24 protein-coding genes are annotated in these 20,945 nt (G+C 67.9%); 16 read left to right on the top strand and 8 right to left on the bottom strand.

Translation table 11 applies throughout. The annotated features are described in order from the left end of the window. Positions 1 to 27 precede the first annotated feature (27 nt). The 7 genes from KY389_RS00190 to KY389_RS00220 all read left to right on the top strand — a co-directional run bounded on the left by KY389_RS00190 (position 28) and on the right by KY389_RS00220 (position 4,354). Positions 28 to 972, top strand: coding sequence for a KpsF/GutQ family sugar-phosphate isomerase (locus KY389_RS00190; protein ID WP_219828698.1), 945 nt, complete (start codon positions 28 to 30; stop codon positions 970 to 972). 3 nt (positions 973 to 975) lie between these two features. Beyond that, entirely contained in the window at positions 976 to 1,551 is a 576-nt protein-coding gene (locus KY389_RS00195) for a hypothetical protein (protein ID WP_219828699.1), read from the top strand. A gap of 21 nt (positions 1,552 to 1,572) precedes the next feature. After that, positions 1,573 to 2,061: a lipopolysaccharide transport periplasmic protein LptA gene (gene lptA, locus KY389_RS00200; RefSeq protein ID WP_219828700.1), complete on the top strand. Its 489-nt coding sequence runs from the start codon at positions 1,573 to 1,575 to the stop codon at positions 2,059 to 2,061. Then, positions 2,061 to 2,801 (top strand): LPS export ABC transporter ATP-binding protein, encoded by a 741-nt coding sequence (gene lptB / locus KY389_RS00205; RefSeq protein WP_219828701.1) that lies wholly within the window; start codon positions 2,061 to 2,063, stop codon positions 2,799 to 2,801. Before lptA ends, lptB begins: the two co-directional genes overlap by 1 nt. 190 nt (positions 2,802 to 2,991) lie before the next feature. Continuing rightward, entirely contained in the window at positions 2,992 to 3,567 is a 576-nt protein-coding gene (gene hpf / locus KY389_RS00210) for a ribosome hibernation-promoting factor, HPF/YfiA family (protein WP_219828702.1), read from the top strand. Positions 3,568 to 3,644: 77 nt separating this feature from the next. Next, on the top strand, positions 3,645 to 4,109 hold the full coding sequence (locus KY389_RS00215) for a PTS sugar transporter subunit IIA (protein ID WP_219828703.1): 465 nt from the start codon (positions 3,645 to 3,647) through the stop codon (positions 4,107 to 4,109). Between the two features lie 59 nt (positions 4,110 to 4,168). Then, positions 4,169 to 4,354 (top strand): hypothetical protein, encoded by a 186-nt coding sequence (locus tag KY389_RS00220; protein ID WP_219828704.1) that lies wholly within the window; start codon positions 4,169 to 4,171, stop codon positions 4,352 to 4,354. Between the two features lie 163 nt (positions 4,355 to 4,517). On the opposite strand, the gene KY389_RS00225 is transcribed toward KY389_RS00220, so the two are convergent. Then, positions 4,518 to 5,387, bottom strand: a complete 870-nt coding sequence (locus KY389_RS00225) for a branched-chain amino acid aminotransferase (RefSeq protein WP_219828705.1) — start codon at positions 5,385 to 5,387, stop codon at positions 4,518 to 4,520. Positions 5,388 to 5,543: 156 nt separating this feature from the next. On the opposite strand from KY389_RS00225, the gene KY389_RS00230 reads away from it, so the two are divergent. Genes KY389_RS00230 through KY389_RS00250 form a run of 5 tightly spaced genes read left to right on the top strand, consistent with a single transcriptional unit; the run spans position 5,544 to position 12,394 of the window. Further along, positions 5,544 to 6,062 carry a MarR family winged helix-turn-helix transcriptional regulator gene (locus KY389_RS00230; protein WP_219828855.1) on the top strand — a complete coding sequence of 173 codons (519 nt, stop codon included), beginning with the start codon at positions 5,544 to 5,546 and terminating at the stop codon, positions 6,060 to 6,062. A 6-nt stretch (positions 6,063 to 6,068) separates the two neighbouring features. After that, entirely contained in the window at positions 6,069 to 6,773 is a 705-nt protein-coding gene (locus KY389_RS00235; RefSeq protein WP_219828706.1) for a response regulator, read from the top strand. A 30-nt stretch (positions 6,774 to 6,803) separates the two neighbouring features. Then, entirely contained in the window at positions 6,804 to 7,610 is an 807-nt protein-coding gene (locus tag KY389_RS00240; protein WP_219828707.1) for a uracil-DNA glycosylase, read from the top strand. A 55-nt stretch (positions 7,611 to 7,665) separates the two neighbouring features. Continuing rightward, complete coding sequence (locus KY389_RS00245; RefSeq protein WP_219828708.1) at positions 7,666 to 9,042, top strand: efflux RND transporter periplasmic adaptor subunit; 1,377 nt, start codon at positions 7,666 to 7,668, stop codon at positions 9,040 to 9,042. Continuing rightward, positions 9,035 to 12,394 (top strand): efflux RND transporter permease subunit, encoded by a 3,360-nt coding sequence (locus KY389_RS00250; protein ID WP_343222862.1) that lies wholly within the window; start codon positions 9,035 to 9,037, stop codon positions 12,392 to 12,394. The genes KY389_RS00245 and KY389_RS00250 overlap by 8 nt, the downstream gene beginning before the upstream one ends. Here the strand turns inward: KY389_RS00250 and KY389_RS00255 are convergent. Further along, positions 12,384 to 13,193 (bottom strand): protein-disulfide reductase DsbD domain-containing protein, encoded by an 810-nt coding sequence (locus tag KY389_RS00255; RefSeq protein ID WP_246587860.1) that lies wholly within the window; start codon positions 13,191 to 13,193, stop codon positions 12,384 to 12,386. The genes KY389_RS00250 and KY389_RS00255 overlap by 11 nt on opposite strands. Positions 13,194 to 13,297: 104 nt before the next feature. Here KY389_RS00255 and KY389_RS00260 point away from each other — a divergent pair, with 104 nt between their 5' ends. Beyond that, the gene (locus tag KY389_RS00260; RefSeq protein WP_219828710.1) at positions 13,298 to 13,879 is read left to right on the top strand and encodes a YqgE/AlgH family protein; all 582 of its coding nucleotides are present in this window, start codon (positions 13,298 to 13,300) and stop codon (positions 13,877 to 13,879) included. Positions 13,880 to 13,894: 15 nt separating this feature from the next. Here KY389_RS00260 and map read toward each other — a convergent pair whose 3' ends face one another. Then, positions 13,895 to 14,692 carry a type I methionyl aminopeptidase gene (gene map / locus KY389_RS00265; RefSeq protein WP_219828711.1) on the bottom strand — a complete coding sequence of 266 codons (798 nt, stop codon included), beginning with the start codon at positions 14,690 to 14,692 and terminating at the stop codon, positions 13,895 to 13,897. A 102-nt stretch (positions 14,693 to 14,794) separates the two neighbouring features. Between map and KY389_RS00270 the strand changes: the two genes are divergently transcribed. Next, the gene (locus KY389_RS00270) at positions 14,795 to 15,535 is read left to right on the top strand and encodes a competence/damage-inducible protein A (RefSeq protein WP_219828712.1); all 741 of its coding nucleotides are present in this window, start codon (positions 14,795 to 14,797) and stop codon (positions 15,533 to 15,535) included. Next, positions 15,532 to 16,254 (top strand): GNAT family N-acetyltransferase, encoded by a 723-nt coding sequence (locus KY389_RS00275; RefSeq protein WP_343222863.1) that lies wholly within the window; start codon positions 15,532 to 15,534, stop codon positions 16,252 to 16,254. The genes KY389_RS00270 and KY389_RS00275 overlap by 4 nt, the downstream gene beginning before the upstream one ends. On the opposite strand, the gene yghU is transcribed toward KY389_RS00275, so the two are convergent. Further along, entirely contained in the window at positions 16,239 to 17,114 is an 876-nt protein-coding gene (yghU, locus tag KY389_RS00280) for a glutathione-dependent disulfide-bond oxidoreductase (RefSeq protein WP_219828713.1), read from the bottom strand. The genes KY389_RS00275 and yghU overlap by 16 nt on opposite strands. An 85-nt stretch (positions 17,115 to 17,199) precedes the next feature. Here yghU and KY389_RS00285 point away from each other — a divergent pair, with 85 nt between their 5' ends. Continuing rightward, complete coding sequence (locus tag KY389_RS00285; RefSeq protein ID WP_219828714.1) at positions 17,200 to 18,297, top strand: PA0069 family radical SAM protein; 1,098 nt, start codon at positions 17,200 to 17,202, stop codon at positions 18,295 to 18,297. On the opposite strand, the gene bmt is transcribed toward KY389_RS00285, so the two are convergent. The 4 genes from bmt to rpsF all read right to left on the bottom strand — a co-directional run bounded on the left by bmt (position 18,294) and on the right by rpsF (position 20,687). Continuing rightward, positions 18,294 to 19,283 carry a betaine--homocysteine S-methyltransferase gene (bmt, locus tag KY389_RS00290; protein WP_219828858.1) on the bottom strand — a complete coding sequence of 330 codons (990 nt, stop codon included), beginning with the start codon at positions 19,281 to 19,283 and terminating at the stop codon, positions 18,294 to 18,296. The two genes, KY389_RS00285 and bmt, sit on opposite strands and share 4 nt — an antisense overlap. Before the next feature lie 166 nt (positions 19,284 to 19,449). After that, on the bottom strand, positions 19,450 to 20,037 hold the full coding sequence (rplI, locus tag KY389_RS00295; RefSeq protein WP_219828715.1) for a 50S ribosomal protein L9: 588 nt from the start codon (positions 20,035 to 20,037) through the stop codon (positions 19,450 to 19,452). 13 nt (positions 20,038 to 20,050) lie between these two features. After that, complete coding sequence (gene rpsR / locus KY389_RS00300; protein ID WP_219828716.1) at positions 20,051 to 20,278, bottom strand: 30S ribosomal protein S18; 228 nt, start codon at positions 20,276 to 20,278, stop codon at positions 20,051 to 20,053. A 13-nt stretch (positions 20,279 to 20,291) separates the two neighbouring features. After that, entirely contained in the window at positions 20,292 to 20,687 is a 396-nt protein-coding gene (gene rpsF / locus KY389_RS00305; protein WP_219828717.1) for a 30S ribosomal protein S6, read from the bottom strand. Between the last annotated feature and the right edge of the window lie 258 nt (positions 20,688 to 20,945).

The raw sequence follows: 20,945 nt of genomic DNA on the forward strand, positions 1-20,945 counted from the left end.
TTGACGACCAGACGCAGGAGCAGGCGCGTGACGGATTACATCGAAACGGCGCGGCGGGTCATCGCCACCGAGATCGCGGGCCTGAAGGCGCTGGCTTCGACCCTGGGCGACGAGTTCTCGCGCGCGGTGGCGATGATGCTTGAGGTGCGGGGTCGGGTAATCGTCTCGGGCATGGGCAAATCGGGCCATGTCGGACGCAAGATCGCGGCCACTTTGGCCTCGACGGGGACGCCGGCGCAATTCGTCCACCCCGCCGAGGCCAGCCACGGCGACCTGGGCATGGTGACCAAGACCGATCTGGCGCTGGTTTTGTCCAACAGCGGCGAGACTCCGGAACTGGCCGATCTGATCGCCCATACGCGGCGCTTCAAGATCCCGCTGGTGGGCGTGGCCTCGCGGCCCGGCTCGACGCTGCTCAGGCAATCGGACGTGGCGCTGGTCCTGCCACAGGCACGGGAAGCCTGCGGCAACGGGATCGTGCCCACGACCTCGACCACGATGACGCTGGCGCTTGGCGATGCGCTGGCCATCGCCCTGATGGAGCATCGCCGCTTCACCCCCGAGCATTTTCGCACATTTCATCCCGGCGGCAAGCTGGGCGCGCTTCTGGCGAAGGTCGGCGACCTGGCCGGCCGCGACCTGCCTCTGGTCGCGCAGGACGCCCCCATGTCCGAGGCGCTTCTGGTCATCAGCCAGAAAGGCTACGGCGTCACCGGCGTCACCGATGAGGACGGACGCCTGGTCGGGATCATCACCGATGGCGACTTGCGCCGCCACATGGAGGGCCTGTTGTCGCGCCGCGCCCACGAGGTGATGACCCGCAGCCCCCGCGTGATCGAGCCCGAGGCTCTGGCCGCGGCCGCCCTGGCCGAGATGCAGGCCCGCAAGATCACCTGTCTTTTCGCGGTCGAGGATGGTCGCCCCGTCGGCATCCTGCACATCCATGACTGCCTGCGCGCCGGGTTGGTGTGACGCATGGACCGCACGCGCGTCGTCCGGTCGTTGCGTGTAATCCTGCCTCTGGCGGCGCTGGCGATGCTGTCCACGCTGTTCTTGTTCTCGCGCGGGTCCGAGACCGAATCGCGCATTCCCTATGCGCAGGTCGATGCCGAGGCAATGGCCCGCGATCCGCGCCTGGTCGCGCCCGAATATGCCGCTGTCACCGAGGACGGCACCCGGATCAGTCTGATGGCCAGCACCGCGCGCCCCGACGGCGAGCGCGCCGAAGCCGAGGCGCTGCGACTGGACTGGCAGCGCCCCGACGGCTTGGGCGCGATGCTGGTCGCGCCGAACGGCGGGCTGGCCGATGGCCGCATCCGGCTGGACGGCGGGGTCCGCATGACGACCAGCACCGGCTGGCAGATGGACGCGCCGCGCATCGACGCGGCCACCGACCGATCCGAGATCATCGCCGATGACGGGATCGAGGCCAAGGCGCCCTTTGGCCGGATCAGCGCCGGCCGGATGCGGCTTGAGCCCGGCGATGACGGCGAAACGGGTGCCGCGGTCTTGAATTTCTCGGGCGGCGTGCGTCTGATATACCAGCCCTGAGCCGCCCGGAGGATGACGAAGATGCTGCGCTATCTGCCCGCTCTGGCCCTTGTGGTCGCGCTTCCGGCCTGGGGCCAGAACCTGACCTTCGGGGGAATGCGCGCCGATACTGCCGCCCCGGTCGAGATCGCCGCCGACGCGCTGGCTGTGAACCAGTCCGATGGCACGGCGGTCTTTACCGGCAATGTCGTGATCGGGCAGGGCCCGATGCGGCTGTCGGCGCGCCGCGTGGACGTGACCTATGCCGAGGGCGGCACGAGCCGCATCCGCCTGCTGCGTGCCGAAGGCGACGTGACGCTGGTCTCGGGCGAGGATGCGGCCGAGGCGCAAGAGGCGCTTTACGATGTCGAAGCCGGGCAGGTCACGCTGATCGGCGATGTGATCCTGGCGCAGGGCGGCAACGTGCTGACCGGCCAGCGGATGGAGGTCGATCTGGCCACTGGGGCTGCCCGCGTCGAAGGCCGCGTCCGCACCATTCTGCAACCTGGCCAGCAGGGCGGGGGGAACTGATGCCCGACGCGCCCCGGGACGGTCTTCAGGTCCGCAAGCTGCGAAAATCCTACCGCAACCGGCTGGTCATCCGTGAGGTGTCGGTCGATCTGCGCCGGAGCGAGGTCGTGGCGCTGCTGGGCCCGAACGGCTCTGGCAAGACGACGTGCTTCTACTGTATCGCCGGGCTGGTCGTGCCCGATGCGGGGCAGGTCATGATCGACGGCCAGGACGCGACGCGCCTGCCCATGTTCCGTCGCGCCCGCATGGGCATCGGCTACCTGCCGCAGGAAATGTCGATCTTTCGCGGCCTGACGGTCGAGCAGAACATCATGGCCGTGCTGGAGGTTGCGCTGGACGACCCCCGCCACCGCCGCGACCGGCTCGAGGAATTGCTGGCCGATTTCTCGATCACCCATCTGCGCGGCGCGCAGGCCCTGGCCCTGTCGGGCGGCGAGCGGCGGCGGGTCGAGATCGCGCGCTGCCTTGCCTCGAACCCGGCCTTTCTGCTTCTGGACGAACCTTTTGCGGGCGTCGATCCGATTGCCGTGGGCGAGATCCGCGCGCTGGTCCATGACCTGAAGTCGCGCGGGATCGGCGTGCTGATCACCGATCACAACGTGCGCGAGACGCTTGGCATCGTGGACCGCGCCTATATCCTGCATGACGGGCATGTGCTGATGTCGGGCACGACCGACGAGATCGTCGCCGATCCCCGAGTCCGCGAGGTCTATCTGGGCGAAGGCTTCCGCATGGCCTAGGCGTGCCCCCGTGCGCAAGGCACCGCTTTTTCGATCACGCCGCCGTGGCTGGCCGTTGACACAAGGGGCGCGCTGTCACCAAATTGAGATATGCAGGGGTGGCCCCGGCCCCCCTGCGCGCACCCCGCGCCGGCGCGTGGCAACCGCAAGGTCGCCCCTGCGGGGCGCGGGCAACCGAAGAGGAGGCATGATGCGCTACACGATCAGCGGAAAACACATCGATGTCGGGGACGCCCTGACCACGCATGTCAAATCCGAACTGGGCGAGACGATCGAGAAATACTCGCAGCGCCCCACCGATGCGACAGTCACCTTCTCCAGGGACGCACATCAGTTCACTTGCGACGCGGTGGTGCATTTGTCCACCGGCCTGACCGTTCAGGCCAAGGGCGCCGCGACCGAGATCTATGCCGCCTTCGAATCCTGCCGCGAGCGGATGGACAAGCAGTTGCGGCGCTACAAGCGCCGGCTCAAGGACCATCACAAGGGCCGCGTCGAGCCTGTTGTCTTCGGCGAGGCCGGCAGCTATGTGCTGGCCGCCGACGAGGATGAGTGGGAATCGACGGGCGACAGCCTCGAACCCATCATCATCGCCGAGATGGAAAGCCGCGTCCCGACGCTGTCGGTGGGCGACGCGGTGATGCAGATGGAACTGGCAGGGGCGCCGCTTCTGGTGTTCCGCAACGAGAAACATGGCGGCGTGAACGTCGTCCACCGCCGCGACGACGGCAATGTGGGCTGGATCGACCCGCGCGGAAACGGCTAGTCCGCCTCGCGCCGCAGACAAAGGAAACGCCCCCGTCCCCGTGGCGGGGGCGCCTATCTTGGGAAAGTCGCGACCGCATGCAGATTGCCGAAATCCTCAAGCCCGGAGCCGTCCGCTCACTTGGACAGCTCACATCCAAGAAGCGCTTGTTCCACGAGCTTGCCGAACTGGCACAAGCCGAATACGGGCTTCCGGCCCCCGAGGTGCTGGATGCGCTTCAGGAACGCGAGAGCCTGGGGCCCACAGGCGTCGGACAAGGTGTCGCGCTGCCCCATGCGCGGCTGCACGGGCTTGACAAGGTCGCGGGTCTCTTCATCAGGTTGGACAAGCCGCTGGACTTCGACGCGGTGGATCGCCAGCCCGTCGATCTGGTCTTCGCGCTACTGGCCCCCGAAACAGGGGGCGTCGATCACCTCAAGGCGCTGGCTCTGGTTTCACGCACGCTGCGCGACTCGGACCTGCGCGCCAAGTTGCGCGCCAATGACGACCCGGTTGCGCTGCACGCGGTCCTGGCTGCCGCACAGGGCATCCGGGCGGCCTGACGGGTTCCAATCGGTCCGATTCGGTCCTATACTGTCACCCCGCGACAGGAGGATCGACCATGAGGAAGCATGTGACCGACCGTCCCCGCAGCACAGGCACCGCGCGCTTGCGCGCCTTCGTCCGTCAGGACCGCGAGGCCGGCCCCCATCCCAGTATCACCAGCTTGCACAAGCGGCCGCGGACGCATGTCGGAAGCCGACGCGCGGTCGAATATGCCCGCATTCTGCGCGGCCATTCCGCCTGACGGCACCAGGACGATAGAAGAAGAGAGACTGTCTGCCCCCTAGGGCCTTTCGCCTCCCCCCGAAGATATTTTCGTCCAAGGCAAGGAAGAAACCTGTCTTTGCCTTGGTCCAAATATCCCGGGGGAATCGCAAAGCGATGGGGGCAAAGCCCCCTTCCCCGTCTCAGGCCCGCACCAGCGCCTCGTAATCCTCGGCGACCTGGCGCGTGATCCGGCCCACCTGAAAATGCCAGTCCCCGATCTGGCCGACCGGAGTGACCTCGGCTGCAGTGCCGGTCAGCCAGCACTCGCTGAAGCCCTCCAGTTCCTCGGGCAGGATGCGGCGCTCGTGGACGGTGTAGCCCTTGTCGCGCAGCATCTGGATGATCGTCTGTCGGGTGATGCCGTTCAGGAAACGGTCGGCCAGAGGCGTGTGGATCTCGCCGTCCTTGACGAAGAAGATATTGGCGCCGGTGGCCTCGGCGACATAACCCTCCCAGTCCATGAACAGCGCGTCCGAACAGCCCTTGGCCTCGGCGGCATGTTTGGACATCGTGCAGATCATGTAGAGGCCGGCGGCCTTGGCGGCAGTGGGGATGGTCTCGGGCGAGGGGCGTTTCCACTTGGCCACATCCAGCTTCGCGCCCTGCCATTTCGCGTCGCCGTAGTAGCTGCCCCATTCCCAGGCACAGACGGCCATGCGGACCGGGTTTCGCGCCGCCGAGACGCCCATATCAGGCCCCGAGCCGCGCCAGGCGACGACGCGCAGATAGGCGTTCTCGAAGCCGTTGGCGCGCAGCACCTCTTCCTTGGCGGCGTCGATCTGGTCGGCCGTGTAAGGGATCGGCATGTCCAGCAGGCGGCCCGATTCGATCAGGCGCAGCGAATGTTCGCGGCTCTTGAAGATTTTGCCATTGTAGCAGCGTTCGCCCTCGAAGACCGAACTGGCGTAGTGCATGGCATGGGTCAGGATATGCACCTTCGCCTCGCGCCAGGCGACCAGTTCGCCATCCATCCAGATCCAGCCGTCCCGATCGTCATATGCCGCCGTCATGTTCATTCTTCCTCCGCCGCCCGATTCGCACGATTCTTGCGCCTGACAGGGCAGAACAGCCCATTTGTTACGCAAGATGCTTGACGGCTAGCAATCAGCGGTTAGAAAGTCAACAACGCTGCCATATCGGCGATCCAGGATACGAGGATGTCAGGAATGCAGGAAAAGGCGCGGATTCAGGCCATGGTGGGCGAGGATCTTCTGTTCCTCACCGACGATCAGCTGCGCCGCGGGATCGAGGCGATGTTCTTCGCCTATCGCGCCTTTACCGCCGATCCCGACCTGATCCTGGCCGATCTGGATTACGGCCGCGCCCACCACCGCGCGCTGCACTTCATCAACCGCGATCCGGGCCTGACCGTGACTGCGCTGCTGGCGGTTCTGGGTGTCACCAAGCAGAGCCTCAACCGCGTGTTGCGCACGCTGATCGACGACGGACTGGTGGAAAGCCGCGTTGGCCGGCGCGACCGGCGCGAGCGGCAGCTTTATCTGACCCCGCAGGGCACCGCGCTGGAACGGCGGCTGTCGGAATCGCAGCGGGCGCGGATGCGGGCGGCCTACCGCAAAGCTGGGCCGCAGGCGGTGGCGGGTTTCCGGCAGGTGCTGGAGGCAATGATGGACCCCGAGACGCGGGCGCAGTATCAGGCTCTGAAGGAATTGCCCGAGGACCGCTGATCCGCCATGACCGCCCCCGATGCCCATATCCTGATCGTTGACGATGACGAGCGTATCCGTTCGCTTCTGGGCAAGTTCCTGCGGAAAAGCGGCTATATGGTCAGCCTGGCGCGCGATGCGGCGCAGGCGCGGCGGCTGCTGGCGGGATTGGAATTCGACCTGATCGTGCTGGACGTGATGATGCCCGGCGAGGATGGGCTTGCGCTGACGCGCGACCTGCGCCGCCGGATCGACACGCCGATCCTGCTGCTGACCGCCAGGGGCGAGACCGAGGACCGTATTGCCGGGCTGGAATCCGGGGCCGACGACTACCTGCCCAAGCCCTTCGAGCCGCGTGAATTGCTGCTGCGGATCGCCGCCATCCTGCGGCGCGTGCCGGTGGTCGAGATGACGCAGCCCAAGTTCCTGACCTTGGGCGCGCTGCGCTATGATACCGAAAAGGGCGAATTGTGGCAGGGCGACCAGCCGCTGCGCCTGACCGGAACCGAGGCCGCTCTGATGCGGCGGCTTGCCGCCAGCCGGGGCCAGCCCGTCAGCCGCGCCGAGCTGGTCGAGGATCTTGGCCGCGGCACCGGCGCCGAGGGCGAGAACAGCGAACGTGCGATCGACGTGCAGATCACCCGCCTGCGCCGCAAGATCGAGACCGACCCGCGCGAGCCGCGCTATATCCAGACCGTGCGCGGCACGGGCTACATGCTGGTGGTGGACTAGGGCGGCCGTTCGCCCTAGCCTCTGGCGGTGATGGATCAGGCGACATATCAGGGAATCGCGCTGGACGCCCATACGGCGCTGGCTTTGCTGGAATGGCAGCTTGAGATGGGCGCCGATACGCCGCTGCTGGATGATCCGGTGGACAGGTTCGACCTGCCCGCGCAGGCCGCGCCGAGCATTCCGATGGCCCCGCCGGTTGCCGCGGGCGCGGATCAGGATGACCTGCCCGCCCGCATCGCCGAGGCCGAGGCGCTGGCCTCGGCGGCCGACACGCTTGATGCCCTGGCCGCCGCACAGGAGAGTTTCGACGGGATCGAGTTGAAAAAGGGTGCCCGCCGCTTCTGTTTCGCCGATGGCCGGGCCGGGGCGCGCGTGCTGATCCTGGGCGAGGCGCCGGGCGATGAAGAGGACCGGCAGGGCCGCCCCTTCGTGGGCCGGGCCGGGCAGTTGCTGGACCGGATGTTCGGCGCCATCGGGCTGGCCCGCGATGCGGCCGATGTGGAACACGCGCTGTATATCACCAATGTCCTCGGCTGGCGTCCGCCGGGCAATCGCGACCCCAGTCCCGATGAAATTGCCGTGAGCTTGCCCTTCGTGCGGCGCCATATCCAGTTGGCGCAGCCCGATCTGGTCGTGCTGATGGGCAATGTCGCGACCCAGGCCGCCATCGGCCGGCGCGGCATCCTGCGCCTGCGCGGCCAATGGGTGCAGGCTTTCGACCGTCCCGCCCTGCCGATGACGCACCCCGCCTATCTGCTGCGCAACCCCGCCGCCAAGCGCGAGGCCTGGGCGGACCTTCTGTCGCTGTCCGCGCGTCTGGAAGCCCTTTCCGTTTAGGTTCGGTTTCCGCATCATGGGCTAACCGGAACGTCCAACAGATGGACCTGTACGTATGCGATTCCTGACGCGCAGCCTTGCCGGGCTGTTTCTGACCTTCATCACGCTCGGCCTGCTGTTTCTGGCGGTGTTCCAGCTCTGGCAGGCCGCCGAACAGCGCCGCGCGGGCGGGGGGGCGGGGTTCCGCCCCGCCGAGCAGGTCTTCACAGCCCGGCTGATCACGCTGGAGCCAGGCCAGATCACCCCGCAGATGCAGGTCTTCGGCACGATCCAGTCGCGCCGCCAGCTTGAACTGCGCGCGGGCGCCGCGGGGCAGATCGTGTTCCTCGACCCCGCCATGCAGGAAGGCGGCGCAGTCACGGCGGGGCAGGTTCTGGTCCGCATCGACCCCTCGGCGGCGCAGGCCGCCCTGGACAGCCGCGAGGCCGAACGCGACGACGCGCAGGGCAATCTGGCCGACCGCCGCCGCAGCGTGGCCATCGCCGCCGAGGATCTGGCCGCGGCTGAACGGCAGTATGAATTGCGGCAGGCCGCCGTCGCCCGTCAGCGCGATCTGGCCGGGCGCGGACTTGGCACCAGCACCGAACGCGAGGCGGTCGAATTGGCCGCCTCGACCGCCGAGCAGGCGGTGATCAGCCGCCGCGCCGCCCTGGCCGATGCCGAAAGCGCCGTCACCGCCGCCGAGAATGCGCTGCGCCGTGCCGAGATCGCGCTGGCCGAGGCCCGCCGTGCCTTGGCCGATACCGAATTGCGTGCCGGTTTCGATGGCCGCGTCACCGCTGTCAGCGCAGTCGAGGGCGGTCTGGTCGGCATGAACGAACGGCTTGCCACGATCATCGACCCCGCCGCGCTGGAGGTGCAGATCCCCCTGTCGCTGGACCAGTTCGCCCGGCTTCTGACAGGCGGGCGCGCCATCGAGGGGGTGCCCGTCCGCGTGGTGCTGGAGGGAACCGCCGGGCAGGTCGTGATCGAGGCCGTGCTGGACCGTTCCGCCGCCTCGGTGGCCGAAGGGGGCGCAGGACGTCAGGTCTTTGCCCGCCTTCTGGATACCGAAACGCCCCTGCGGCCTGGCGATTTCGTGCGCGTCCAGATCGCCGAGCCGCCACTGGAACAGGCCGCGCAGATCCCGGCCTCGGCCGTGGGGGGCGACGGCGCGGTGCTGGTCGCCGATGACGAGGGGCGGCTGTCCGCGACTCCGGTCGAGGTGCTGCGCCGTCAGGGCGACGACCTGATCGTGGCGGTCCCGGCCTCGCTGTCGGGGGCGCGGATCGTGGCCGAACGCGCGCCGCAACTGGGCACCGGCATCCGCGTCCGCGATGTGGGCGCGCGCCCATCCCCGCCCGGTGACGACGCCACCGCACCCGCCGCAGGGCGCGGCGATCCGCCTCCCGAGGGGCAGCAGGCGCGCCGCGAAGGGGCCGGCCGTGGCTGATCGCCGGGGCCTTCTGTCGCTGTTCGTGCGCCACCGCACGCTGGCCAATCTGGTGCTGGCGGTCATGGTGATTGCGGGGCTCTACAGCGCACCGAAACTGCGCGCGCAGTTCTTCCCCGACACGGTGGTGCAGCAAATCGACGTTTCCGTCCGATGGGAGGGCGCGGGCGCGGATGATGTGGACCAGTCGGTCGTCGCGGTTCTGGAACCCGCGCTGATGGGGGTCGAGGGCGTGGCCCTGACCTCGTCGCAGGCGGTGCAGGGCTCGGCCCGGCTGCGGTTGGAATTCGAGCCGGGATGGGACATGTCCCGCGCCATGGCCGAGGTCGAGACGGCCATCGCGGGGGCGGGCAACCTGCCCGAAGGTGCCGAAGAGCCGCAGATCACCCGCCGCGCCTGGCGCGACAGGGTGGCGGATGTGGTGATCTCGGGGCCGGTCGGGTTGGACCAGCTTGGACGCATTGCCGACGACATGTCGAACCGGCTTTACGCCCGGGGCGTGACGCGGCTTTCCGTCACCGGCATCTCGGCCCCAAGGACGCTGGTGCAAGTCCGCATGGCCGACCTGATCCGCCACGACCTGACGATGGAGCAGGTCGCCTCGGTCATCGGGGCGGCGGCGGCGCCGATCCCGGCGGGCGACCTGGCCTCGGGCGCGGCGCGGGTGCGCACGGGGACCGAGACGCGCGATCCGGCGGGCGTGGCGGCGCTGGTGCTCAAGGCGCTGCCCGACGGCACGCAGTTGACCGTGGGCGATGTGGCCGATGTCACCGCCGAAGGGATCGACCGGGGCACTGCCTATTTCGTCGCGGGCAACCCCGCCGTGATGCTGGCGGTCGAGCGTAGCGCCTCGGGCGACGCGATCGCGATGCAGCGCGAGGTCGAGGCGGTGGTGGCGCAGATGCAGCCCAGCCTGCCCGCAGGCGTGCAGATCGACCTGGTTCGGGCGCGAGCCGAACTGATCTCGGCCCGGCTGACATTGCTGCTGGACAATGCAATCCTGGGTCTGGCGCTGGTTCTGGGGCTGCTGTTCCTGTTCCTCAATGCCCGCACGGCGATCTGGGTCGCGGCGGGCATCCCCGCCGCCCTCCTGGGCGCGGTCGCGCTGATGTATGCGGCGGGCATGACGATCAACATGATCTCGCTTTTCGCGCTGATCCTGACGCTTGGCATCATCGTGGACGATGCGATCGTGGTGGGCGAACATGCCGATTACCGTCACCGCAAGCTGGGCGAACCGCCGCAGGTCGCCGCCGAACGCGCCGCCGCGCGGATGGGCGCGCCGGTCGTGTCCTCGACCCTGACCACGATCATCGCCTTTGCCGGGCTGGTGACGGTGGGCGGCCGCTTCGGCGAGATGATCGGCGACATTCCCTGGACGGTGATCATGGTGCTGATCGCCTCGCTGGTGGAATGCTTCCTCGTCCTGCCGAATCACATGGCCCACGCGCTGGCCCATTCCGCGCGGGAACGCTGGTATGACCGCCCCTCGGCCTTCGTGAACCGCTGGCTGGACCGCTTCGTCGCGGCGGTGGTGCGCCCGGTGGCGCGGCTGGTCCTGGCCTGGCGCTATCCGGCGCTGGCCTTTGTGGTCGTGGCGCTGTCCTGGTCGGCGGCCACGCTGATGACGGGCAAGGTGCCCTGGCGGTTCTTCGACGCACCCGAACAGGGCAGCGTGACGGGCAATTTTGCCATGCTGGCCGGATCCAGCCGGGCCGATACCGAGCGCGTCATGGCCATGGTGCAAGAGGCCGTGGACGGCGTCGCCGCCCGCTACGAAGCCGAATACGGCATCAATCCGATCACCCATTCCATGACGCTTCTGGGCGGCAATTCGGGCCGCCCCCTGCCCGGCGCGGAAACCAAGGAGGCCGACCTTCTGGGCGCCATCCAGATCGAGCTGATCGACCCCGATTTCCGTCCCTATTCCAGCTTTGAATTCGTCGCCGCCCTGCAAGAGGCGATGCCCACCGATCCCCGGCTGGAGGTGATCAGCTTCCGCGGCTTCCGGTCGGGGCCGGGGGGCGATGCGATCTCGGTCCGGATGACGGGGGCGAACGCGACCGTCCTGAAGGATGCGGCCGAGGCGCTGAAGCTGCGCCTGTCGGCTTTCCCCGAGGTCTCCGCGCTGGAAGACAGCATGGATTACGACAAGGACGAGCTGGCCCTGCGGCTGACCGCGCGCGGCGAGGCGCTTGGCTTCACCACGCAGGGCCTTGCGCGTGAATTGCGCCAGCGCCTGGGCGGGATCGAGGCCGCGACATTCCCGGTCGGCACGCGGTCGGGCGCGATCCATGTCGAATTGCCGGCCGAGGAACGTCAGGGCGATTTCCTGGACCGGATGATGATGCGCGCGGCCTCGGGGCAATGGGTGCCCCTGGCGGATATCGTCACCGTCGAGACGGCGGCCGGCTTCTCGGTCGTGCGGCGCGAGAATGGCGAAAGGATGATCTCGGTCACGGGGGACATCTCGGATGACGACCCGGCGCGGGCGGCGCAGATCACGCAGGCGCTGCAGGCCGAACTGATGCCCGACATCGCTGCCGAATTCGGCATCAGCTACACGATTACCGGGCTTGCCGAACAGGAACAGGAATTCCTGGGCGACGCGATCCTGGGCTTCGGCCTGGCGCTGGCCGGGATCTACATGGTGCTGGCCTGGATCTTTGCCAGCTGGACGCGGCCGCTGGTGGTCATGTCGGTCATTCCCTTCGGCCTGATCGGCGCGATCTGGGGGCATTACATCTGGCAATTGCCGCTGACGATGTTCTCGATCGTGGGGCTGATCGGCATGTCTGGCATCATCATCAACGATTCCATCGTGCTGATCTCGACCATCGACGAATATACCCGCAAGCGCGGCCTGCGCCCGGCCATCGTCGCGGCGGTCTGCGACCGCTTCCGGCCGGTTCTGCTGACCACGGCGACCACAGTTCTGGGCCTTGCGCCGCTGCTTTACGAACGCTCGTCTCAGGCGCTGTTTCTCAAGCCGACGGTGGTCACGCTGGTCTATGGGCTGGGCTTCGGAATGCTGATCGTGCTGCTGGTCGTGCCGGCGGTTCTGGCCATCGGCGCCGATCTGGGCCGGGCGCGGCGGGCCTATCGCCGCAGCCGCAGGGCGCAGCCGGTGGCGGGCGTGATCCGGGCGGCGACCGGCGGGGCTGTGCTGGCCTTTGCGCTGACGCTGCTGCCGGTGGCGCTGTTGCCCGCGATCGGGGTGGCGCTGCCCGGCTGGTGGCCGGTGGCGGGGTCGGTCGGTGCGGCGCTTGGCGCCTATGTGCTGGCGCTGCTGGCGGTGGTCCTGGGCGCGGGGCTCTGGGCCCTGCGCCGGGCACCTGCGATCAGGGGCTGAGTCGGCAACCCAGACTTTCGACCGCATCCTTGGCGCTGACCACGGTCAGCCGCAAGGCCGAGGGGTCAAGCGGAAAGGGCGCGGCCTCGGGGCCGACCATCTCGGCCACGGCGACGGGACCATCGGCGCGCATCTCGATCTGGGCGCCTGAGACCCAGAGGTCGGGCTTGCCCTCGACCTCGATCGCGGCCAGTTCGGGCGCCTCCGAGGGCAGCGCCATCTCGACGCGCAACCCGTCGGCGATGGCCTCGATCCGGCATTCGGGCAGATGCTCGACCAGACGCGGCGTCTCGGCCAGGGCGGCCTTGATGCGGCTGTCGGGCAATGTGCCGGGCGGCGGTGCGCTGAGGTCAAGCTGGGCTGGCACGCAGATATTGTCGCACAGGCCCAGCTCGATCTGGCTGTGCAGCGTGACGGGACGAGTGGCGTCGGCGGGGCTGGCAGTGAAGGGCAGGACCAGGTGGTCGTGATAGCCCAGTTCCTGCGTGTCTCCGGACCGGATCGCCTCGGGGGCAGGCCAATGGAAGACCACATCGCGCAGATTTTCCGATCCATCCCAGGAAAAGCTGGGCGGCAGGCCGCTATCGCCGGGGCTGCGCCAATAGGTTTTCCAGCCCGGCTTCAGCACCAGTTCCAGCGCGGCGATCCGGTTGCCCGCCTCGTCGATCCAGCCGGGCAGCAGCCGGGCATCGACCAGGCCAAGCGGCAATTCGCTCTCGGTCGGGCGCATCTGGGCTGGGGCAGGCAAGGCCAGCGCGCCCGTCAGGGCAAGGGAAAGGGCACAAGACAGACGGAGCATGACCCCGACATAGCGCCGCCCTCGTCGCTCCGGGAAGTCACAAAACCGCGCGATGCTTGCATCAAGGCGCTCTCATGCCGATCTTGTGATGAAAAGGAGACGCAATGACCGCCGCAGACAAGACCCAGAACCTGACCGGCAAGATCCTGATCGCCATGCCGGGCATGACCGACCCGCGATTCCAGCGTTCGGTCGTGCTGATCTGCGCCCATTCCGACGAGGGCGCGATGGGGCTGATCCTGAACCGCCCTCTGCCCGAGATCCGGTTTGACGATCTGCTGCGGCAGTTGGGAATCAAGGCCGATGACGGCGCCGGGGCGATCGAGGTCCGCTTTGGCGGTCCGGTCGAGCCGGGGCGGGGCTTTGTGCTGCACACGGTGCCCGAACATGGCTGCGACCCCGAGGGCCGGTTGCGCATATCGGGCAGGCTGGCGATGACCACGACGCGCGACATTCTTGAAGACATCGCCTCGGGCGACGGTCCGCGGCCGGCGGTTCTGGCGCTTGGCTATTCCGGCTGGGGGCCGGGACAGCTCGAGGCCGAGATGCTGGCCAATGGCTGGCTGACCGGCGAAGGCGCCGAGGATCTGATCTTTGCACCCTCGCACGAGGACAAGTGGACCCGCGCGCTGAAGGCACAGGGCATCGACCCTTCGCTTTTGTCAGGCGCGGCAGGCCGGGCCTGACTGGCATCCCGCGGCTCAGCCGAATTCGGGGAAGAATTTCTCGGACGGGGTGAAGATCTCGCAGCCATCGGCGGTGACGCCGACCGAATGCTCGAACTGCGCCGACAGCGACTTGTCGCGCGTCACCGCTGTCCAGTCATCGGCCAGGATCTTGGTCTCGGGCCTGCCCAGGTTGATCATCGGTTCGATGGTAAAGATCATGCCCTCTTCGAGGACCGGACCCTTTCCGGGGCGGCCGAAATGCAGCACGTTCGGGGGCGCGTGGAACACCTTGCCGATGCCGTGGCCGCAGAAATCGCGCACGACCGACATGCGATGGCTTTCGGCATGGGTCTGGATCGCGTGGCCGATATCGCCGAAGGTCGCGCCGGGGCGGACGGCCTCGATCCCTTTCATCAGCGCGTCATGCGTCACCTGGATCAGGCGCTGCGCCTTGAGTGGGGCGCGGCCTGCCACATACATGCGGCTGGTATCGCCGAACCAGCCCTCGACGATCACCGTCACGTCGATGTTCAGGATGTCGCCGTCCTGCAGGATCTTTTCGCCCGGGATGCCGTGGCAGACCACGTGATTCACGCTGATGCAACTGGCGTGCTGGTAGCCGCGATAGCCGATCGTGGCCGAGGTGACGCCCAGTTCCTGTATCCTGGTGCGGATGAAATCGTCCAGCGCGCCGGTCGTCACGCCCGGTTGGACCAGCGGCCCGACCTCGTCCAGGATCCGCGCCGCGACCCGGCCTGCCTTGCGCATCCCCTCGAAATCTTCGGGCAGGTGGATGCGGATACCCTCGCGGGTGATGCGGCCTTCGTCCATGGCGGTTCCTTTCGTCATCCCGCCTAGATAGACGTGATGCCGCACTTGTTCCAGCCCCGCACGGGCGCTTAGAAGAGGGAGCATCAGCGAAAAGGGCAGGTAATGCAGTCCGACAATCCCACCGCCGCGATCCTTGTCATCGGGGACGAAATCCTCTCGGGGCGCACCCGCGAAGGCAATGCGCATCATCTGGCGCAGCTTCTGTCGGCGACCGGGTTCGATCTGCGCGAGATCCGGGTGGTGCCCGACGACCATGACCGCATCGTCGCGGCGATCCGCGCGCTGGATAAAAGCCTGGGTGGCGCCTACGATCTGCTGTTCACCTCGGGCGGGATCGGGCCGACGCATGACGACATCACCGCCGATGCCGTCGCCGCCGCCCATGGCACCGGAATCGAGATCAACGACGAGGCCCGCGCCCTGCTTCAGGCCCGCTGCGACCGGATGGGCACCGTTCTGACCGAGAACCGCCTGCGGATGGCGCGCATCCCGGTCGGCGCGACGCTGATCGACAATGCTGTGTCGGCGGCGCCGGGCTTTTCCATCGGCAACACCCATGTGATGGCCGGCGTGCCCGAAGTGTTTCGCGCGATGGTGGACTGGCTTCTGCCGCGTCTGTCTGCCGGGCGGCCGGTCTGTTCGGCCACGGTCGAGGTGCGGCGCGGCGAAAGCGACGTGGCCGAAGAGCTGAAGGCCGTCGCCGCCGAATATGCCGACCTGTCGCTTGGCAGCTATCCTTTCCATGACGCGACCGGCTGGGGGACGAACCTTGTCGTGCGCGGGCTGGATCAGGCGCGCGTCGATGCCGCCATGGCCGATCTGCGCGCCCGGATCGGACTGTGACGCGCCTGCCCGACCCCGCCCTGGCCCATGCCTTCGAGGCAAGCTGGCCGCCCGCTCGGACCGAACGGGCGGGCGGCTTTCTGGTGGGGCTGGGCGAGGGTGCCGGAGGCCGCGTCAGTTCCGCCCGCGCCTTGCCGGATTGGCGGCCGGACGACATTCCCTTGGCCGAGGCGCAGCACCGCGAATGGGGCCAGCGCCCGGTGTTTCGCGCCTGGAATGCCGATCAGGCGCTGATCGCGGCACTGACCGACCGGGGCTATGGTCTGGAAAACCCGACACTGGTGCTGGAAGCGCCCGTGGCCGCGCTGACCGACCGGCCCCTGCCGCCGGTCACGGGCTTTGCGCTCTGGCCGCCGTTGGCCATTCAGCGCCGCATCTGGGAGGCGGGCAATATCAACCCCGCCCGTCAAGCCGTGATGGATCGCGTCGCCCTGCCCAAGGCCGCGCTGCTGGGGCGCCTGCATGACCGTGCGGCGGCGGCGGGCTTCGTCGCGGCTGCGGGCGATGTGGCGATGCTGCACGGGCTGGAGGTGCTGCCCGATTTCCGCCGGCAGGGCCTGGCCGGCTGGATGGTGCGGCAGGCCGCGTTCTGGGCCGCCGAACAGGGCGCCGCCCGGCTGGCCCTGGCCGTGTCCGAGGGCAATGCCGGCGCGCGCGCGCTCTATCGCGGCCTCGGCTTCACCGAGGCCGCGGGATACGGCTATTACGCCCCGGTCTGAGCGGCGCGCTTGTCTTGGGTCATGGTCTCGAAATCCGAGGCTGAATGCCGCTCGTGCAATTGCTCCGAGGGCTGACCCGAGATCTTGTTGACCATCACGCCGCGCTGCACGGCGGGACGGGCCGCGATTTCGTCCTGCCACCGCCGGACATGACCATAGCGGGCCGCATCGAGGAAAGTCGCCGCATCGCCATACAGCTTGCCGGCCACCAACTGGCCATACCATGGCCAGATCGCCATGTCGGCGATGGAATATTCGTCGCCCGCCATGAAACGGTTCGTCGCCAGGTGCTGGTCCAGGACATCAAGCTGGCGCTTCGTTTCCATCGTGTAGCGGTCAATGGCATATTCGATCCTGGTCGGGGCATAGGCATAGAAATGCCCGAACCCCCCGCCCAGGAACGGGGCCGATCCCATCTGCCAGAACAGCCAGTTCAGCGCCTCGGTCCGCGCTGCCGGGTCTTTCGGCAGAAAGGCCCCGAAGGTCTCGGCCAGATAAAGAAGGATCGCGCCCGATTCGAACACGCGCCGCGTCGGGTCGGTGCCGTGATCCATCAGCGCCGGAATCTTGCTGTTGGGATTGACGGCCACGAAGCCGCTGCCGAACTGGTCGCCATCGCCGATCCGGATCAGCCAGGCGTCGTATTCGGCGTCATGGCCCGCCTCCAGCAATTCCTCGAACAGGATCGTGACCTTCTGCCCGTTGGGCGTGGCCAGCGAATACAGCTGGAACCGGTGATCTCCGCGCGGCAGGTCGCGGTCGAAGCGCGCCCCTGCCGTGGGTCGGTTGATGCTGGCGAACTGGCCGCCGTTTTCCTTGTCCCAGGTCCAGACCTTGGGCGGGGTGTCATCGGTGCTCATCGCGTTCCCTCATTGCCTGATCTGCAAGATGTGAATGCGGCCGTCCAAGATCAACCCGCGTGGCGGGCTTGCAGATGTTCCGATAATGTTCTATCATGCGCCGATGCTGCCGCCTCGTGATCCCCATCTGCGCCTCAAGGCGCGCGGCGCCGCCTCGGCCCCGGCCGGGCGGTTCGACACTCAGACACGGCTGCGCGAATCCGACGGCTGGGACATCCCCGAGGACGAGACGCTGCTGCGGACCGAACTGGCCTTTGAACAGCCGCGCAGCATCATCACGCGCAACAATTCGCCCGACATTTCCTTTGACCGCTCGATCAACCCCTATCGGGGCTGCGAACATGGCTGCATCTATTGCTATGCGCGGCCCAGCCACGGCTATCTGGGCCTGTCGCCGGGCTTGGACTTCGAGACGAAGATCACCGCCAAGCCCGATGCCGCCCGCCTGCTGGAACGCGAACTGGCCCGGCCCGGCTACAAGCCCGCGCCGATCGCGCTTGGCACGAACACCGACCCCTATCAGCCGGTGGAATCGAAACTGGCGATCATGCCCGGCATCCTGCGGGTGCTGCGCGACTGGAACCATCCGGTGACGCTGGTGACGCGCGGGCGGACGGTCCTGCGCGATCTGGACCTCTGGGCGGAACTGGCCGCGCGCGATCTGGCGGCGGTGGGGATCAGCGTCACCACGCTGGATGCGGGGCTTGCCCGCGCGCTGGAACCCCGCGCGCCTGCGCCCGCCACGCGGCTGCAGATGATCCGCGCGCTGGCCCGCGCAGGCGTGCCCGTCCGGGTGATGGTCGCCCCGGTCATCCCCGTCCTGACCGAGCCCGAGATCGAGGCGATCCTGACCGCCGCGCGCGAGGCGGGCGCGACCACGGCCAGCATGATCCCCCTGCGCCTGCCGCACGAGGTCGCGCCCCTGTTCCGCGACTGGCTGGACCGCCACCGGCCCGGCATGGCCGCGCATGTGATGAATCGTGTGCAGGCGATGCGGGGCGGGCGCGACAATGATCCGCGCTTTGGCCACCGCTTTCGGGGAGAGGGGGCCGAGGCCGATCTGGCCCGCCAGAGATTCCGGCTGGCGCGGCGCAGGCTGGGCTATGCCGAGGGTTCGCCCGCGCTGGACTGCTCGCGCTTCGGGGCGCCGCCCCGTGCCGGGGACCAGCTGTCGCTGTTCTAGTTCCGGCGGCCGATGGTCAGACGCTCATCCTCGGACCCGGCGCTGAAGGCGCCCAGCCTTGCCGTGATCTGGTCCAGCGTCGGGCGTGGGCCCGCCGGGCGCGTCTCGAGCGCCTCGCGCATGGCGCGCAGATGAGCGGCCGTCGTGCCGCAGCACCCGCCGATCACCCGCACGCCCAGGTCGCGCGCCAGACAGGCATAATCGGCCATCAATTCGGGCGTGCCGTCGTAATGCAGATGCCCGCCCTCAAGCCGCGCGACGCCGGCATTGCCCTTGGCGATCAGCGGGCGTTCGTTGCCCGAGGCGACCAGCGCGGCCACCGTCCGCAACAGGTCTGATGCCCCCACGCCGCAATTCGCGCCATAGGCGACGGGCGGGTTCGGCAGACGCTCGACCGCGGCGGCCAGTTGTGCGGGGGTGGTGCCCATCATCGTGCGCCCCGCCGTGTCGAAGCTGAGCGCCCCGCACCACGGCATGTCCGCACGCTGCGCGGCCTCGGCGGCGGCGCGCAATTCCTCCAGCGAGGCCAGCGTCTCGACCCACAGGATGTCGGCCCCGCCCTCGCGCAGCGCCTCGGCCTGTTCGTGAAAGATCTCGACAGCGGCGGCATGGGTCAGGCTGCCCATCGGGGCCATGAAATCGCCGATCGGCCCCATGCTGCCTGCCACCACGACCGGGCGCCTGGCGCGGTCCGCGGCCTCGCGGCCCAGTTCGGCGGCCAGACGGTTCAGTTCGCCCACGCGCTCCGACAGGCCGTGCAGGCGCAGGCGCCCCCTGTTCGCGCCAAAGCTGTTGGTCAGGAACAGGTCGGAGCCCGCAGCCAGCGCATCTTCGTGCAGCGTCAGGATCGCCTCGGGTCGGGTCGCGTTCCACAATTCGGCAGGGCTGCCCGCGTCCAGACCCATGTTGAACAGCGCCGTGCCGGTCGCTCCGTCGGCCATCACCCAGTCGCGTTCCGCCAGAAGGCGGCTCAAGGCATCCGTCATCGCCAGGTTCCTTGCCGGGGCAGTCATGGCCTCGGCCTGTCCGATCATCATGTCCATGATAGGTCGCGCCGTCTTGTTTCACAATCTCAGGTGGTGACGGGCGTTCAACAAACGAAAGCCGCGCCGGTTTCCCGGCGCGGCGATTTGTCTGACCTTTTCAAAAGGATCAGTTGCGGTCTTTGCCGTCTTCGTCCGACGACGCGCCGCCGATATCGTCGAAAAGTTCGGCGATCTCGAATTCAGCCTCGGCATCGGCCTCGGCGGCCAGATCCTGGATCGACTTGCCCTGGGCCTGCAACTCGGCCTCTTCGGCGGAACGCGCGACGTTGAGGGTGATCGTCGCCTCGACCTCGGGGTGCAGCACGATGCTGACCTCATGCAGACCCAGTTCCTTGATGGGCGCACGCAGGACGACCTGCTTGCGATCCACCGTGAAGCCGGCTGCGGTCGCGGCATCGGCCACGTCGCGGGTGGTGACCGAACCGTAAAGCGCGCCCGAATCCGAGGCCGAGCGGATGACCACGAAAGTCTGCCCGTCCAGTTTCTCGGCCACGGCCTGCGCTTCGGCCTTGGTCTCGGCGTTGCGAGCCTCCAATTGCGCCTTCTGGCTCTCGAACGCCTTGATATTGGCGTCCGAGGCGCGCAGCGCCTTGCCCTGCGGCAAGAGGAAATTGCGCGCATAGCCTTGCTTGACGTTCACCACGTCGCCCATCTGGCCCAGCTTGGCCACACGTTCCAGCAGGATGACTTGCATCTCTCAGGCCTCCTTACTTCACGACATAGGGCAGCAGGGCAAGGAAGCGGGCGCGCTTGATCGCACGGGCCAGCTCGCGCTGCTTCTTGGCCGAGACGGCGGTGATGCGCGAGGGCACGATCTTGCCGCGTTCGGAAATGTAGCGCTGCAACAGGCGCGTGTCCTTGTAGTCGATCACGGGCGCGTTCTCACCCGAGAAGGGGCAGACCTTGCGGCGGCGGAAAAAGGGTTTGTTCGCCATGGTTCAGATCCTTTCAGTTCCGCTCGCGGCGCTCGCCGCGGTCAGCACGATCGCCACGGTCGCCGCGCGGACGGTCGCCACGCTCTTCGCGCTTCTGCATCTGGACCGACGGGCCTTCCTGATGCTCGTCCACGCGGACGGTCATCACGCGCATCACGTCGTCATGCAGGCGGGCCAGACGCTCCATCTCCTGCACGGCGGCCGAGGGGGCGTCCGAACGCAGGAAGGCGTAATGGCCCTTGCGGTTCTTGTTGATCTTGTAGGCCAGGGTGCGCACGCCCCAGTATTCGTGGTCCACGACCTTGCCGCCATTATCGGCGAGAATGGTCGAGAAATGTTCGATCAGCCCTTCGGCCTGCGTGTTCGACAGGTCCTGGCGGGCGATCAGCACATGCTCGTAGAGAGGCATGGCGATCCTTTCTGTATCCGGGCGCATTTCATCGACGGGCCAGACCTTCCGCATCCCGTCACGAGAGCCTGCGCCAGTTGGGTGAAACGCGGCGGAAGGATGCGGCTTTATAGAGGGACAAGCGGCAAATGCAAGGCGATTCGGGGGGCGCGGCCGGGATGCGGGTCGGGGGCGGGATGCGGACGCTGCCCCGGCCGCGCTGTCGCGGAAAGTCTGACGGAAGATGTCTGCGCCCAAGGCACGCGGTTCGGAATGCGC

This window comes from Paracoccus bogoriensis (genome assembly GCF_019431455.1).
Lineage (GTDB): Bacteria > Pseudomonadota > Alphaproteobacteria > Rhodobacterales > Rhodobacteraceae > Paracoccus > Paracoccus bogoriensis.